Consider the following 14,630-nt stretch of genomic DNA (forward strand, 5'->3'; position numbering starts at 1 on the left):
CTTTTGCGAGCCACCGTCGGCGCCGTCAGCGCCGGGTAGTATTGCGTTCCTGCGCCGGGCCGGAGGCCGTTTTCCGCTCCGCCGGAATCCGGAAATCGACCGGAACGGTATATTTCACCCGCACGGGCTCGCCGTTCTGGCTGCCGGGGGTCCATCGGGGCGACTCGGCCAGCGCCCGCACCACCTCCCGCGAAAGGACCGGATGGGGCGAGCGGATGATCCGCACCGACCCCACCGAGCCGTCGGCCTCGACGACGAACGAAGCCAGCACGCGCCCTTCGACGCCCGATTCAAGCGCCTCGCGCGGGAATTTCACCGTCTCCATCACCCACTGGCGGAATTCCGGCAAGCCTCCGTTCTGAAATTTGGGCAGCACGTCGAGCGAATCGGGATTCTTCCCGAGCTCCTCCTCCTGCCCGAAAAGCAATATCTGCGAAATCCGGAAGCGGACCTTTTCCCCGCCCGCCACGGCCGGGGTCCACAGCGGGGTCTTATCGACGGCCATGCGGACCAGTTTGGCGAATCCCGAATGCTCTTTCGGAGCGCTCACGCGGATACCGGTCATCGTGCCGTCGGGTTCGATAACAAAGCGCACGTTGACCCGCACCCGGGGCACGGCGGCGCCGGGGCCCAGCAGAGTGTCCACCTGCCGCCGCACCCACTCCCGGAACATCCCGGGCGAACCGCCGCAGAAGCGCGGCAGGCTGTCGGCGTCGGTATAGGCCGTCATATCCTCGGAATAAAGCCCGTTCGGACCGCGCTGCAACGACAGGTCGAAACGCAGTTTGAAATCGGTGCCGCGCCTCTTGCCGCTGCTGTCGGCGGGAGTCCACAGCGGCGACGACGCGATCGTCCGCTGAATCTGGAAGGCGAAATCCGGATCGCTGAAACGGGTCGTCTCGATCTCGCGCACCTTGCCTTTCCGGTTCACGGAGAACGACACCTCGACCCATCCTTCGTCCCCGCGGTAGAAAATCTTGTCGGAGAACTCCACGTTCCGGAGCACCCAGTGCTTGAAGTCGATCAGTCCGCCGCCCTGAAATTTCGGCAGCATCGTAACGACAACAGGTTTTACCCCCGACAACTGGAGGTTGAAATCAATCGGAAAGGAGAGCCTGACCCGCACGGGCTGGCCGTTCAACTTTCCTGGCTCCCAGCGGGGCGACCGGCGCACGACGCTCAGAGCGGCCTCGGAGAGCGTCGGATCGGGCGACGCCAGCACCTCGGCATTCGAAACCCTGCCGTCCGCCTCGACGACGAAACCCACCACCACACGTCCTTCGATGCCGTAGATAACCGCCTCGTAGGGATAGCGCAGATGCTCCTGCACCCAGCGGCAGAAGTCGAGCGTTCCGTTTCCGTTGAACGAGGGCATCGGATCGGCCAGCAGATAAGGTTCGTTCGCAAGGGTATCGACCGGCGGCAGACTGTCCGCCGCCGTCGCACAGACGGCCGGGAAATCCGCCTCCGCCGCCGAAGAATGTCCGGCGGCAGCTGCGTGGAACGCCGCGAATCCCGCCATCAGCAGAATCAGTTGTTTCATCGCAACAGAGATTAATGATTTGCGTAAATATAACAAAAAAAGCCGGAAACGAATCCGGCTTTTACACAAAAAACGATCTCCGTTATCCGAGGAACGAGAGCAGGATACCCGCGGCGACCGCCGAACCGACCACGCCGGCCACGTTGGGCCCCATAGCGTGCATCAGCAGGAAGTTCGAGGGATCGGCCTTCTGACCCTCGGTCTGCGACACGCGGGCAGCCATCGGCACGGCCGAAACGCCTGCCGAACCGATCAGCGGGTTGATCTTGTTCCCCTCCTTCGAGAAGAGGTTCATCAGCTTGGCCAGCAGCACGCCGCCGGCGGTACCCATGCCGAAAGCGATCACGCCCAGCAGCAGGATGAAGAGCGTCCGGGGATTGAGAAACGCCTCGGCCGTGGCCGTAGCGCCCACCGTGAGGCCCAGAAAGATCACGACGATATTCATCAGCTCGTTCTGCACGGTCTTCGACAGACGGTCCACCACGCCGCACTCCTTCATCAGGTTGCCCAGCATCAGACAGCCCACCAGCGGTGCGGCCGACGGCAGCAGCAGGGCGATGATGACGGTGATGATCAGCGGGAAGAGGATCTTCTCGGTCTTCGACACCGGACGCAGCTGGCGCATCTTGATCTTGCGCTCCTTCTCGGTGGTCAGCGCGCGCATGATGGGCGGCTGGATCACCGGCACGAGTGCCATGTAGGAGTAGGCGGCCACGGCGATCGGGCCCAGCAGTTCGGGCGCGAGGATCGCGGTGAGGTAGATCGACGTGGGGCCGTCCGCGCCGCCGATGATGCCGATCGAACCGGCCTCCGAGGGCGAGAAGCCCAGCGCATAGGCGCCGATGAACGTGAGGAAGATGCCGATCTGCGCCGCAGCGCCCAGCAGGAAGCTCTTGGGGTTGGCGATCAGCGGACCGAAATCGGTCATGGCGCCCACGCCCACGAAGATGAGACAGGGATAGATGCCGAGTTTCACGCCCAGATAGAGGTAGTCCAGCAGTCCGGCGTTCGCCACGAAAATATCCCAGTGGACATGCCCTCCGGCGAAGAGTTCGGTATGGTAGAGGTTGGCTCCCGGCAGGTTCGTCAGCAACATGCCGAATGCGATGGTCAGCAGCAGCAGCGGTTCGAACTTATGCTTGATGGCGAGGTACAGCAGGAAGAAGGCCACGCAGATCATGACCAGACTGCCCCACCCCATGTTGGCCAAGAGGCCGGCGATGCCGGTGGACTCGACAAAGGTTTCCAGACTCTCCAACACGAAATTGGAGCTGGAAGTCAATGCACTCCACATACGCCTACTCGATTACGATTAACACATCGCCTTCCATTACCGTAGCGCCCTGCTGCACGAGGACCTGCTTGACAACGCCTCCGCGGTCCGCGTCGATGTTGTTCTCCATCTTCATGGCTTCGAGCACGACGAGCGTCTGTCCCGCAGCGATCGTATCGCCAGCGGCGACCTTCACGCTCAGCACGGTGCCCGGCAGGGGGCATTTCACGCTGTACCCCGACGAAGGGGCGGCAGCGGCGATGCGCGGCGAAGGAGTCGCCGAGCTGGGGGTTATCATGGCGCTGTTTGCCGACTTGGGAGCCGGTGCGACCTGGGGTTTGGAGACCGTCGAGGCTTTTGCGCCCTCGATCTCGACTTCGTAATCCACACCGTTCACCACGACATGGGCCACCGTCGAAGCCTCGTTCACGTCGTCGATCTGAACGCTGTAATTATGTCCGTTGATTTTCAGTGAGTAATCTTTCATTTTCTTGTTTAGGTTATTTCCGGTCGGGAAGCTGGGTTAAACCGTGAATTTTCGAATTCCAGGGCGAATAGGCCCGCTTGATGTTGAGAATGGTCAGCACTTCGGATTCGCGGTCGTGCAGGGCGCCCTTGTAGATTTTGAGCGCCGTGGCGATGGCTGCGACCTCCTCGGGGCTGATCATCGGCTGTGCGTCGATCTTGCGGCCGGCCGCGGGACGCACCCGGAAGCAGGCGCCGAAAGCCTTCATGATGAAGATCAGCGCCACCAGCATGACGACCACCAGACAGAAACCGATCAGCGACACCCAGAGTATCTCCGACCATCCCCAACTCATTGCTTGCAGTATCATAAGCTATCGGTCTTTACAGGGGAATGTTCGAATGTTTCTTGGGCGGGTTCTGCAAACGCTTGGTTGCCAGCGACTGCAAGGCGCGGATCACACGGAAGCGCGTGTTGCGCGGCTCGATCACGTCGTCGATATAGCCGTAGCGGGCGGCGTTGTAGGGGTTGGAGAACTTGTCGTTGTACTCCTGCTCCTTCTCGGCGATGAACTTCGCCTTCTCCTCGGGTTTGTCGGCCAGCTCTTTCAGCTCCTTGCCGTAGAGCACCTCGACGGCGCCGCTGGCGCCCATCACGGCGATCTCGGCCGTCGGCCATGCGTAGTTGATGTCGCCGCGGATGTGCTTCGACGACATCACGATATAGGCTCCTCCGTAAGCCTTGCGCAGCGTGACGGTGATCTTCGGCACCGTGGCTTCGCAGTAGGCGAACAGCAGTTTCGCGCCGTGGGTGATCACGCCGCCGTACTCCTGCGTGGTGCCCGGCAGGAAGCCCGGCACGTCCACGAGCGTCACGATCGGGATGTTGAAGGCGTCGCAGAACCGCACGAAGCGCGCGGCCTTGCGGCTGGCGTTGATGTCCAGTACGCCGGCCATGAACTTGGGCTGGTTGGCGATGATGCCCACCGACTGTCCGTTGAAGCGGGCGAAGCAGGTGATGATGTTCTTGGCATAGCCTGCGGCCGACTCCAGATATTCGCCGTTGTCAACGATGGCACGGATTACCTCGGCCATGTCGTAGGGTTTGTTGGCGCTGTCGGGGATGATGTCGTTGAGCGAATCCTCCAGACGGGTGATCTTGTCCGTGCAGACGGCCAGCGGGGCGTCCTCCATGTTGTTCTGCGGCATGTAGGAGATCAGTTTCTTGATCAGCTCGATACCCTCCTCCTCGGTGTCTACGGCGAACTGCGCCACGCCCGACTTGGTGGTGTGCATCGTGGCTCCTCCGAGCTGCTCCTGCGTCACGTCCTCTCCCGTCACGGTCTTGACGACCTTCGGGCCCGTGAGGAACATGTTCGAAGTCTCCTTCTTCATGATGATGAAGTCGGTCAGCGCGGGCGAGTAGACCGCACCGCCGGCGCAGGGGCCGAAGATGGCCGAAATCTGCGGAATGACGCCCGACGACATCACGTTGCGCTGGAAGATGTTGGCATATCCGGCCAGGGCGTTGACACCCTCCTGGATGCGTGCGCCGCCCGAGTCGTTCATGCCGATGCACGGAGCGCCGTTGCGCATGGCCATGTCCATGACCTTGCAGATCTTGTCGGACATCGACAGCGACAGCGAACCGGCCGTCACGGTGAAATCCTGTGCGAAGACGTACACCAGACGGCCGGCAATCGTTCCGTACCCCGTCACCACGCCGTCGCCGAAGGTGTGCTTCTTCTCCATGCCGAAGTCGTAGCAGCGGTGGGTCACGAACATGTCGAACTCCTCGAACGAACCTTCGTCGAGGAGCATCTGGATGCGTTCGCGGGCCGTGTACTTGCCCTTGTCGTGCTGTTTGTCGATCGCCTTCTGTCCGCCGCCCATGCGGGCCGTCTCGCGGTTCTCGATCAGTTGGTTGATCTTATCCTGAATCTGGCTCATATCTTTATTTGTTTTTGTTTTCGCAAAGCTCCGTCAGAATGCCCTGGGTCGATTTGGGGTGCAGGAAGGCGATGGTCAAGCCCTCGGCGCCCTTGCGGGGGGTCTTGTCGATCAGGCGGATGCCCTTGGCCTCGGCGTCGGCGAGCTGCTCCTCGATGTTCTCGCAGGCCAGCGCCATGTGGTGAATGCCGATACCGCGGTTTTCGATGAACTTGGCGATCGTGGACTCCTCCGACGTGGGCTCCAGCAGTTCGATCTTGGTCTGCCCCAGCATGAAGAACGCCGTGCGGACCTTCTGATCGGCCACCTCCTCGATGGCGTAACACTTCAGTCCCAATACGTTTTCCCAATAGGGAATCGCCTCGTCGAGACTCTTCACGGCGATGCCAAGATGCTCGATATGAGAAACTTTCATAGCAACAATTAAATTTAAGTTAGTGAATATTTATGTGTTGTTTCGTCCTTTGTTATTTTGCGAACACAAAGATAGACGAATCTTTCAGAACCGCCAAAATTCGGCGGACTTTTTTTGGCAATAGTTTGGCTTCGAAATTCGCGGGATGTGTCCGAAAAGACGATTTCGGGTCCGGGCGGCTTCGGAAAAACCGCCGCCGGAAAGGAAAAACCGCGCAGTTTCGGCGTACAAAGGGTCGTGACGACCCTTTTATCATTCGGAAGATTCAGAGCCATATGCAATTCGGTTTTGGAACAAACGCATTTTTCCTATCTTTGGGGTCGTAACGACCCTTTTATCAGTCGGAAGGTTTTGCAAAGCCATATGCAATTCGGTTTTGGAACAAACGTATTTTTTGCTATCTTTGTCCTGCAATCCGCAACAGCGGGTTGTCTTGGCTGGTGAAAAAATCTGGAAAATTTTATTCGAAACAGTCAAGCGTATATCCTGCTTGCGGTGCAGCCTGCGCCGTATGGCACGGGATATGATTCCTACGTCGTTACGGCGCGGGCTATATGCGCTTATTTGTTTCAGGGTTTTCCAGAGCCTTTCACCAAATAAGCAAACAGTAGTCCGCGTTCGTATTTTTACGGGCGCGGCACAGAGGTCCCCAAAATCCACATCACCATGAAACAGCATGACCACCGCCGCCGCAGCGACAACAACCGTTTCGACCACGAACGCCTCCGGTTCGCAATCCGCGCATCGGGGCTCTACACCGGGAGTTTCGCCCGGCGGATCGGCCTTCCCGACAGCGAAGCGCTCTACGACGTGCTGACGGGCCTGGCGCCCCTCTCCCCCGAGCTGGCCCGCCGCATCCACGTCTGCTATCCGCAGATCGATCTGGAGTGGCTGATGACGGGCCGCATCAGAGGCATCGAACTTCCCGCAGCCGGTCAGAGCGACGTATAAATCTGCATAAGGCGTTCCGCCACAGCGTATTCCGAGAAAAGCTCCGCGCGGCGGCGTTCGCGCCGGCGCATCGTCTGCCGCCACGACTCGTCGCAGAGGGCGTTCTCCAGCGCCGCGACGACCTCGCCCGGGGCCTCGGGGTTCACGTAGGCGGCGGCATGGCCGGCGGCCTCGCGGTTGAGCCGCGTGTCGCTCAGCACCATCGGAAGCTCGGCGCGCAACGCCTCGACCACCGGCACGATCGACGCCTCGGAGCAGGCGTCGGGCAGGTAGGCGAAGACCCGCGCCATGCGGAACAACGCCGGAAGGTCCGCGGGGGTCAGCTCGTAGATGAAATCCACGCGCGTGGCCAAATGCCGCTCGCGGGCATAGCTGAGCAGAAAATCCGAATAGACCGTGCGGCGGCCGCAGACGACCACCCCGACACGCGAATCCAGCAGCGCGAGCGCATCCAGCACCGCTTCGTGGTTATGGTGCGGTTCGACGGTGCCTATCATCAGAATAAACATCTCGGGAAGACCGTATTTGCGCCGCGTGTGTTCAAGTTCCGCTTGAAGCGGCGGCTCCTGCGGCACGCGGGCTGCGAGCGGCATCATGACCTCGATCTTCGCGGGGTCGATGCGCAGGCGCCGCGACAGCTCCTCGCGGGCCGGCGTGCTGACCGTGATGACCCGCCGCGCCTGCCGCAGCGCCCGGCGGTAGAGGCGCAGGGCGATGAGCCGCTCGGAAAAGGTGTAGAGGTGCGGATAACGCAGGAAATCGAGGTTGGGGACGGTCATCACCGCCGGAATGCGCCCCAGATGTACGGAGAGCGGCAGCGAGGATCTGAAGCCGTGGTACAGGTCGAGGTGCCCATAGCGCTTTGCGTCAACGACATATTCATGTTCCGGAGCGTAATTCTCCAACACCCCGGCCAGGTGCTGAAAGTAATTGCCCCGGAGCGTGACCGGGGCCGTATCGAGTCCTATTTTCATAACTTGTTCCTGAAAAATTGTTCCATCTGGCAAATAATCGTTATCTTTGGTGTCGTAACGACACTTTTATTCGTGTACAAAAACAAGGTTCTCTATGAAGAAAGTGCTCCTTATCCTGTCGTTCGCGGCTGTCGCGGCTGCGGGCGGCGCAGCAGCCCAGAATATCGTGCTCGGCGACCGCGTTCCCGAGCTCAAAATCTCGAAATGGCTCGACGACAACCAGCCGGAGGCCGCACCCGCGACCTACATCGAGTTTTTCCACTCCTCGAACCCCGCCTGCATCGCCTCGCTCAAACGCCTGAAGGAGATCACCGACAAAACAGGGGCCAAACTGCGCGTGATCGTCGTCACGAAGGAGGACGCCGCGAAAGTCACGCCGCTGCTCAGGCCCTATCTCTCGAAGCGGATCGGCGCGGCCCTCGGCACGGAAAAGGCGTTCACCGCCTTCGGCGTGACCTACGTGCCGTTCGGGGTGCTCACCGATGCCAGGAACCGCGCGACGTGGATGGGCAACTCGCTGCAATTCAACGAAAAACTGATCGAACAAACAACCAGGTAACGACCCATGTCATTCACCAAGATAGACCACTACGAAAAAGAGTACGCGGACACGCATCACAATACGGCCCTCAATGTCACGGAAGGAGTTGAGGACCAACCGATAATAAGCCCTTATTTCAAGCGGCGCAAGAAGCGTGCGCTTTCGACCGAAGAGTACGTCGCGGGCATCCTCGCGGGCAACATCACCACCCTCTCGCAGGCCATCACGCTGGTCGAATCGTCCAATCCGGCGCACTATGCGCAGGCGCAGGAGATCATCGAAGCGTGTCTGCCCCACGCCGGGCATTCGGTCCGCATCGGCATCACGGGCGTCCCGGGAGCTGGCAAGTCCACGTTCATCGAGGCCATCGGCAACATGGTCGTATCGCTGCGCCACAAGCTCGCGGTGCTGGCCATCGACCCCTCGTCGGAGCGCAGCGGCGGTTCGATACTCGGCGACAAGACCCGCATGGAGAGCATCTGCAACAACCCTTCGGTCTTCGTGCGCCCCTCCCCTTCGGCGGGATCGCTGGGCGGCGTGGCCCGCAAGACGCGCGAAACGATCGTGCTGTGCGAGGCCGCCGGGTTCGATGTCATCTTCATCGAGACGGTGGGCGTCGGGCAGTCGGAGACCGCCGTGCATTCGATGGTGGACCTCTTCATGCTGTTGCAGATCTCGGGCGCGGGGGACGAATTGCAGGGCATCAAGCGCGGCATCATGGAGATGGCCGACCTGATGGTCATCACCAAGGCCGACGGCGAGAACATCCACAAGGCGGAGCTGGCGCAGACGCAGTTCCAAAGCGCGCTGAGGCTGTTCCCGGTGCCCGAATCGGGCTGGCGCCCCAAGGTCTACACCTCGTCGGCGGTGGCCAGGACGGGGCTGGAGGAGGTTTGGAAAGGCGTCGAGGAGTATCTCGACCACATCGGGAAAAACGGCTATTTCCAGCACAACCGCAACCGGCAGAACAAATACTGGATGTACGAAACGATCCATGAAGCGCTGCGGGAGAGTTTCTACCGCGATCCGGCCGTCGAAGGGCGCATCGGAGAGTACGAAAAGCGCGTGCTGGAAGACCGCATATCGTCGTTCATCGCGGCCAAGGAGCTGCTGGAGATCTATTTCAAGGACAGGGCCGGGAAGCCGGAATAGTCCGCCGTCCCGCCATCGGACGAAAATCCCGCCTCTCGGCATCGAGGGGCGGGATTTTCATATGCGGAAAGGAGGGGCGTCTTACGCGTGCACGGGATGTTCCGCATAGATTTCGCGCAGGCGATCGGCCAACTCCGGAACGCCCTCGCCGGCGCATTTGCGGATCACCTCCAGCGGATTGCGGATGCCCCGGATCGCCGGGCGGCCCGGATCGACCACATAGACCGGAATTTCGGGACGCACGCACCGCACCAGCGACGCAGCGGGATAGACCGCCAGCGACGTGCCTATCACCACGAAAATATCGGCCTCGGCGGCAAGCGCCGAAGCGCGCCCGAACTCGGGGACGGGCTCGCCGAAGAAGACGATGTGCGGACGCAGCAGCGAGCCGTCGGGAGCCGTGTCGTCGAACCCCTGCTCGATGCCGCCGAACGGCACGACGAGCGACGGATCGTCCGACGAACGCAGTTTGGTGAGCTCGCCGTGAAGGTGGAGTATGTGTGTCGAACCGGCCCGTTCATGCAGGTTATCGACATTCTGGGTGATGACCTGCACGTCGAAATCGCGCTCCAAAGCGGCGATAGCCAGGTGCGCGGGATTGGGTTCGGCGGCGAGCATCTCGCGCCGCCGGTCGTTGTAGAAACGGATCACGCCCCGACGGTTGAAATCCAGAGCCTCGGGAATACAAACCTCCTCGATCTTGTAATTCCCCCACGTCCCGTCGGAATCGCGGAACGTCGCAAGACCGCTTTCGGCGCTGACTCCGGCGCCGGTAAAGACTACGAGTTTTTTCATGGCATGGAATAGTTACACAGGGGTAAAAGTACGAAATTTATGGCATAGTTCATGCAAGATTCGGACGATGTATACCAAAAACAAAATTTTCGCATTATGAATCAGCAAAAACACACACCCGAGGACACCCTGACAGACATTTTCGGATCGAAGGAGATGCGTTCGCCGGCTCCGACGGAATTCATCCCCAAGGAGAAGACCGCACCCGAAATAGCCTATCAGCTGGTCAAGGACGAGACCTATCCCCAGACCCAGCCGCGGCTGAACCTGGCAACTTTCGTGACGACCTACATGGACGACTACGCCACACGTCTGATGAACGAGGCCATCAACATCAACTACATCGACGAAACGGAGTATCCCCGCGTAGCGGTGATGTGCGGACGCTGCCTGAACATCGTCGCAAACCTGTGGAACACGCCCGAAAAGGCCGAGTGGAAGACCGGAGCGCTGGGCATCGGCTCGTCGGAAGCCTGCATGCTGGGCGGCGTGGCCGCATGGCTCCGCTGGCGCAACCGCCGCAAGGCCGCCGGCAAACCCTTCGACAAACCGAATCTCGTGATGAGCACCGGATTCCAGGTCGTATGGGAGAAGTTCTGCCAGCTGTGGCAGATCGAGATGCGCACCGTGCCCCTGACCCTCGACAAGCCCACGCTCGACATCGAAGAGGCCCTGAAGGTCTGCGACGAGAACACCATCTGCATCGTGCCCATCGCCGGCGTGACGTGGACGGGTCTGGACGACGACATCGAAGGGCTGGACAAGGCCCTCGACGCCTACAACCGGAAGACCGGCTATGAAATTCCGATCCACGTGGACGCGGCGTCGGGAGGTTTCATCCTGCCGTTCCTTCGTCCCGAAAAGAAGTGGGACTTCCGCCTCAAATGGGTGCTGTCGATCTCCACGTCGGGCCACAAATACGGACTGGTATACCCGGGCCTGGGATGGGTCGTATGGAAGGACAAGAAATACCTGCCCGACGAGATGTCGTTCTCGGTCAACTACCTCGGTGCCAACATCACGCAGGTAGGTCTGAACTTCTCGCGCCCGGCGGCGCAGATTCTCGGCCAGTACTACAACTTCATCCGTCTGGGATTCGAGGGCTACAAAGAGGTTCAGCAGAACTCGATGGACATCGCCCGGTACTGCCACACGCAGATCGGCAAGATGCCGTGCTTCAGGAACTACGCCAAGGAGGTCGTCAACCCGCTGTTCATCTGGATGATGGACCCCGAGTACGACAAGAAGGCCAAATGGACGCTCTTCGACCTCCAGGCATCGTTGCAGCAGAGCGGCTGGATGGTTCCGGCCTACACCATGCCCAAGAACATCGACAACCTGATCGTCATGCGCATCGTCGTGCGCCAGGGCATGTCGCGCGACATGGCCGACATGCTGCTGGGCGACATCCGCAACGCCGTCGCCGAGTTCGAGAAACTCCAGTACCCCACCCCCTCGCGCATCAAGTACGAGAACAAGGAGCATCAGAAAGGCAAAGTTTACACGCATTAATCGAACGCCGGAAATCTCCGGCAAACGGCCCCGCTTTGGAAAATGAAGCGGGGCCGTTTTCTTGCGCCCCTGCCATATCCCGATGCCAAACTGGACAATATCCGCGCATCCGAAAACTTGCCGGAAGCAAAAAAATCCGTATCTTTAACGCGTTTTTACCTGACGCATGCGATTATGACAGAAACCTTTTCGATCTTCCTGACCGTCATGGCCCTGCTGGCCGGCGTGGTCTTCGCCGCACTCCACTTCTTCGAAGCCGGCTACGGCTACCTCTTCGACCGCCGATACGGACCTCCCGTGCCGAACAAAATCGGCTGGGTGGTGATGGAATCCCCGGTCTTCATCCTGATGTGCGTGCTGTGGGCCTCGTCCGAACGGATGTGGCAGGCCGGACCGCTAGCGTTGTTCTGTCTCTTCCAGGCGCACTACCTCCAGCGGGCCTTCATCTTCCCGCTGCTGATCCGCGGAAAGGGGAAAATGCCCCTCGGAATCGTGCTGATGGGCATGGTCTTCAACACGCTCAACGCCCTGATGCAGGGCGGATGGATCTTCTACGTTTCGCCTGCGGACTATTACGCCGACTGGTTCTCACAGCCCTACATCTACGTCGGCGGGGCGCTGTTCCTGGCCGGCATGGCCGTCAACCTCCACTCGGACCACATCATCCGCAACCTGCGGAAGCCCGGCGACACGCGCCACTACATCCCCCGCGGCGGAATGTTCCGCTACGTTTCGTCGGCCAACTATTTCGGCGAACTGATGGAGTGGACGGGCTTCGCCATCGCCTCGTGGTCGTGGGCGGGCGCGGTGTTCGCATGGTGGACCTTCGCCAACCTCGCACCCCGCGCAGCGTCGCTCCGCCGCCGTTACGAGCAGGAGTTCGGCGAGGAGTTCACGAAACTCCGCCGAAAACGCATCATCCCTTTCATCTATTAGATAGAAGGCCCCGCCCGCCAATTACGAATTATGAACTGTGAATTATGAATTCCTCTCTCTTCACCCCTTACAAATTAGGCCCCGTCACGCTGCGCAACCGCACGATCCGTTCGGCGGCTTTCGAGTCAATGGGCAAGGACTTCGGTCCCACGCAGCAACTCAAAGACTACCACGTCTCCGTGGCCCGCGGCGGCATCGGCATGACCACGCTGGCCTATGCCGCGGTGTGCCGCAGCGGACTGTCGTTCAATAAGCAGCTGTGGCTGCGCCCCGAGATCGTCCCGGGGCTGCGCGACATCACCGACGCCATTCACCGCGAAGGGGCTGCCGCCGCCATCCAGATCGGCCACTGCGGCAACATGACCCACTGGACGACCGCCGGGCAGATGCCCATCGGCGCCTCGTCGGGATTCAACCTCTATGCCTATACGCCCGTGCGGGGCATGAAAAAACGCGAGATCGAACAGGTCGCACGGGATTTCGGCACGGCGGTGCGCACGGCGCACGACGCGGGATTCGACTCCGTGGAGGTGCACGCCGGGCACGGATACCTCATCTCGCAGTTCCTCTCGCCCTACACCAACCACCGCCGCGACGAGTACGGCGGATCGCTGGAGAACCGCATGCGGTTCATGCGGATGTGTCTCGGGGAGGCCGTCGAGGCGGCCCGCGCATGCGGCATGGCCATCACCGTGAAACACAACATGTACGACGGATTCAAAGGGGGCATCGAGATCCCCGAAAGCATCGAGATCGCACGGGCAATCGAATCCTTCGGTGTGGACGGCATCGTCCTCTCGGGCGGGTTCGTGTCGAAGGCCCCGATGGCCGTCATGCGGGGGCTGATTCCGATCTACACCATGAGCTACTACTCGCCGCTGTGGCTGCGCTACTTCATCCGCTGGTGCGGCCCCTTTATGATCAAGCAGTTCCCCTTCGAGGAGTGCTACTTTCTGGAGGACGCCAAGAAGTTCCGGGCCGAGCTGAAAGGTCCGCTGATCTACGTCGGGGGACTCGTCAGCCGCGAGGGCATCGACCGGGCGCTGGACGCCGGATTCGAGCTGGTGCAGATGGCCCGGGCGCTGGTGAACGACCCGTCGTTCGTTGATAAGCTCCGCGCGGGCGACGCCGCGACGCGCAGCGCCTGCGACCACCGCAACTACTGCATCGCGCGGATGTATTCCGTGGACATGAAGTGCTGCAAGGATTGCCCCGACCTGCCGCGGAAGATCGTCGAAGAACTGAAACGCCTGCCCTGATGAAACGCGGAGCAATCACACCGGGAAGCGCCCGGGCGCTGGTCACGGGCGCCGGATCGGGCATCGGCCGCTGCTATGCCCTGCGGCTGGCGGCGCTGGGCTACGACCTCGTGCTGGCGGGCAACCGCCGCGAACCGCTGGAAGCCGCCGCCGCCGAGATACGCGCCGCCGCGAACCGCTGCGACGTGCGCATCGTCGAGATCGACCTGGCCCGCACGGAGGCCGCCGAGGAGCTTTGGGAGGCCGTGCGGCGCGAAGGGGTCGAGATCGACGTACTCATCAACAACGCGGGGATTTTCTCGTTCCGCGACATCTTGCAGACGCCGCCCGAGCGCATCGAACGGATCATCCTCCTGCACGCCCTCACGAACACCCAGCTGTGCCGTCTGGCGGCCGCCGACATGGTGCGCAGAGGCTGCCGGGGGTATATCCTCAACATGTCCTCCTACTCGCTGTGGATGCCTTTCCCGGGGCTGTCGCTGTACAGCGCGTCGAAAGCCTATCTGCGGTCGTTCTCGGTGGCGTTCTCGAAAGAGGTGCAGGAGCACGGCATCCGCGTCACGGCGGTATGTCCGGCGGGCGTAGCCACGGACCTCTACGGGCTGACGCCCCGCTGGCAGCGCATCGGCCGACGCATCGGGGTGCTCATCTCCGCCGACTCGTGCGCACGGCGCGGACTGCGGGCCTTGTGGCGGGGCCGCCGGTGCATCGTTCCCGACTGGTGGAACCGCGCGTGGATTCCCCTCTGCAAAGCGCTGCCGATGTGGGTGCTGAGGCCGATCCGGAAGTTTACGATGAGATTCCAGGCGTAGCCATACGCAAAAAAACAATGCGGCCGAAAAGCCGCATTGTTTTTTACGATTA

General features: G+C 61.0%; 16 protein-coding genes. 7 read left to right on the plus strand and 9 right to left on the minus strand.

Annotated features, from left to right (window positions below; genetic code table 11):
- Nucleotides 1–25: 25 nt before the first annotated feature.
- The 7 genes from WMO46_RS12825 to WMO46_RS12855 form a co-directional block, all read right to left on the minus strand.
- Nucleotides 26–1,543, minus strand: a complete 1,518-nt coding sequence (locus WMO46_RS12825; protein ID WP_349094473.1) for a TonB family protein — start codon at nt 1,541–1,543, stop codon at nt 26–28.
- Between the two features lie 82 nt (nt 1,544–1,625).
- Nucleotides 1,626–2,837: a sodium ion-translocating decarboxylase subunit beta gene (locus WMO46_RS12830; RefSeq protein ID WP_129652011.1), complete on the minus strand. Its 1,212-nt coding sequence runs from the start codon at nt 2,835–2,837 to the stop codon at nt 1,626–1,628.
- A gap of 4 nt (nt 2,838–2,841) precedes the next feature.
- A complete protein-coding gene (locus tag WMO46_RS12835; protein WP_019150524.1) occupies nt 2,842–3,303 on the minus strand; it encodes a biotin/lipoyl-containing protein in 462 nt (153 codons plus the stop codon).
- Nucleotides 3,304–3,316: 13 nt separating this feature from the next.
- Entirely contained in the window at nt 3,317–3,652 is a 336-nt protein-coding gene (locus tag WMO46_RS12840) for an OadG family protein (RefSeq protein ID WP_458693329.1), read from the minus strand.
- 13 nt (nt 3,653–3,665) lie between these two features.
- On the minus strand, nt 3,666–5,231 hold the full coding sequence (locus WMO46_RS12845; RefSeq protein ID WP_019150526.1) for an acyl-CoA carboxylase subunit beta: 1,566 nt from the start codon (nt 5,229–5,231) through the stop codon (nt 3,666–3,668).
- A 4-nt stretch (nt 5,232–5,235) separates the two neighbouring features.
- On the minus strand, nt 5,236–5,646 hold the full coding sequence (gene mce, locus WMO46_RS12850) for a methylmalonyl-CoA epimerase (RefSeq protein WP_019150527.1): 411 nt from the start codon (nt 5,644–5,646) through the stop codon (nt 5,236–5,238).
- A gap of 14 nt (nt 5,647–5,660) precedes the next feature.
- Nucleotides 5,661–5,921: a hypothetical protein gene (locus WMO46_RS12855; RefSeq protein ID WP_276714249.1), complete on the minus strand. Its 261-nt coding sequence runs from the start codon at nt 5,919–5,921 to the stop codon at nt 5,661–5,663.
- A gap of 391 nt (nt 5,922–6,312) precedes the next feature.
- On the opposite strand from WMO46_RS12855, the gene WMO46_RS12860 reads away from it, so the two are divergent.
- Nucleotides 6,313–6,597 carry a hypothetical protein gene (locus WMO46_RS12860; protein ID WP_195497165.1) on the plus strand — a complete coding sequence of 95 codons (285 nt, stop codon included), beginning with the start codon at nt 6,313–6,315 and terminating at the stop codon, nt 6,595–6,597.
- Here the strand turns inward: WMO46_RS12860 and WMO46_RS12865 are convergent.
- Complete coding sequence (locus WMO46_RS12865) at nt 6,582–7,571, minus strand: glycosyltransferase (RefSeq protein ID WP_288661737.1); 990 nt, start codon at nt 7,569–7,571, stop codon at nt 6,582–6,584. The two genes, WMO46_RS12860 and WMO46_RS12865, sit on opposite strands and share 16 nt — an antisense overlap.
- Nucleotides 7,572–7,665: 94 nt before the next feature.
- Between WMO46_RS12865 and WMO46_RS12870 the strand changes: the two genes are divergently transcribed.
- Both WMO46_RS12870 and meaB read left to right on the plus strand, forming a co-directional pair.
- Nucleotides 7,666–8,130, plus strand: a complete 465-nt coding sequence (locus tag WMO46_RS12870; protein WP_196016633.1) for a hypothetical protein — start codon at nt 7,666–7,668, stop codon at nt 8,128–8,130.
- A gap of 6 nt (nt 8,131–8,136) precedes the next feature.
- The gene (meaB, locus tag WMO46_RS12875; protein ID WP_349094474.1) at nt 8,137–9,264 is read left to right on the plus strand and encodes a methylmalonyl Co-A mutase-associated GTPase MeaB; all 1,128 of its coding nucleotides are present in this window, start codon (nt 8,137–8,139) and stop codon (nt 9,262–9,264) included.
- An 81-nt stretch (nt 9,265–9,345) separates the two neighbouring features.
- Here meaB and WMO46_RS12880 read toward each other — a convergent pair whose 3' ends face one another.
- A complete protein-coding gene (locus tag WMO46_RS12880) occupies nt 9,346–10,059 on the minus strand; it encodes an SIR2 family NAD-dependent protein deacylase (RefSeq protein ID WP_019150532.1) in 714 nt (237 codons plus the stop codon).
- 96 nt (nt 10,060–10,155) lie between these two features.
- Here WMO46_RS12880 and WMO46_RS12885 point away from each other — a divergent pair, with 96 nt between their 5' ends.
- The 4 genes from WMO46_RS12885 to WMO46_RS12900 all read left to right on the plus strand — a co-directional run bounded on the left by WMO46_RS12885 (nt 10,156) and on the right by WMO46_RS12900 (nt 14,578).
- Nucleotides 10,156–11,571: a glutamate decarboxylase gene (locus WMO46_RS12885; protein ID WP_019150533.1), complete on the plus strand. Its 1,416-nt coding sequence runs from the start codon at nt 10,156–10,158 to the stop codon at nt 11,569–11,571.
- A 174-nt stretch (nt 11,572–11,745) separates the two neighbouring features.
- The gene (locus WMO46_RS12890; RefSeq protein ID WP_129652007.1) at nt 11,746–12,507 is read left to right on the plus strand and encodes a DUF1295 domain-containing protein; all 762 of its coding nucleotides are present in this window, start codon (nt 11,746–11,748) and stop codon (nt 12,505–12,507) included.
- 44 nt (nt 12,508–12,551) lie between these two features.
- The gene (locus tag WMO46_RS12895) at nt 12,552–13,766 is read left to right on the plus strand and encodes an NADH:flavin oxidoreductase (protein WP_349094475.1); all 1,215 of its coding nucleotides are present in this window, start codon (nt 12,552–12,554) and stop codon (nt 13,764–13,766) included.
- Nucleotides 13,766–14,578, plus strand: coding sequence for an SDR family NAD(P)-dependent oxidoreductase (locus WMO46_RS12900; protein WP_302589637.1), 813 nt, complete (start codon nt 13,766–13,768; stop codon nt 14,576–14,578). The genes WMO46_RS12895 and WMO46_RS12900 overlap by 1 nt, the downstream gene beginning before the upstream one ends.
- The last annotated feature ends 52 nt before the right edge of the window (nt 14,579–14,630 follow it).

Source organism: Alistipes intestinihominis (genome assembly GCF_040095975.1).
In the GTDB taxonomy this organism is placed as follows: Bacteria; Bacteroidota; Bacteroidia; order Bacteroidales; family Rikenellaceae; genus Alistipes; species Alistipes senegalensis.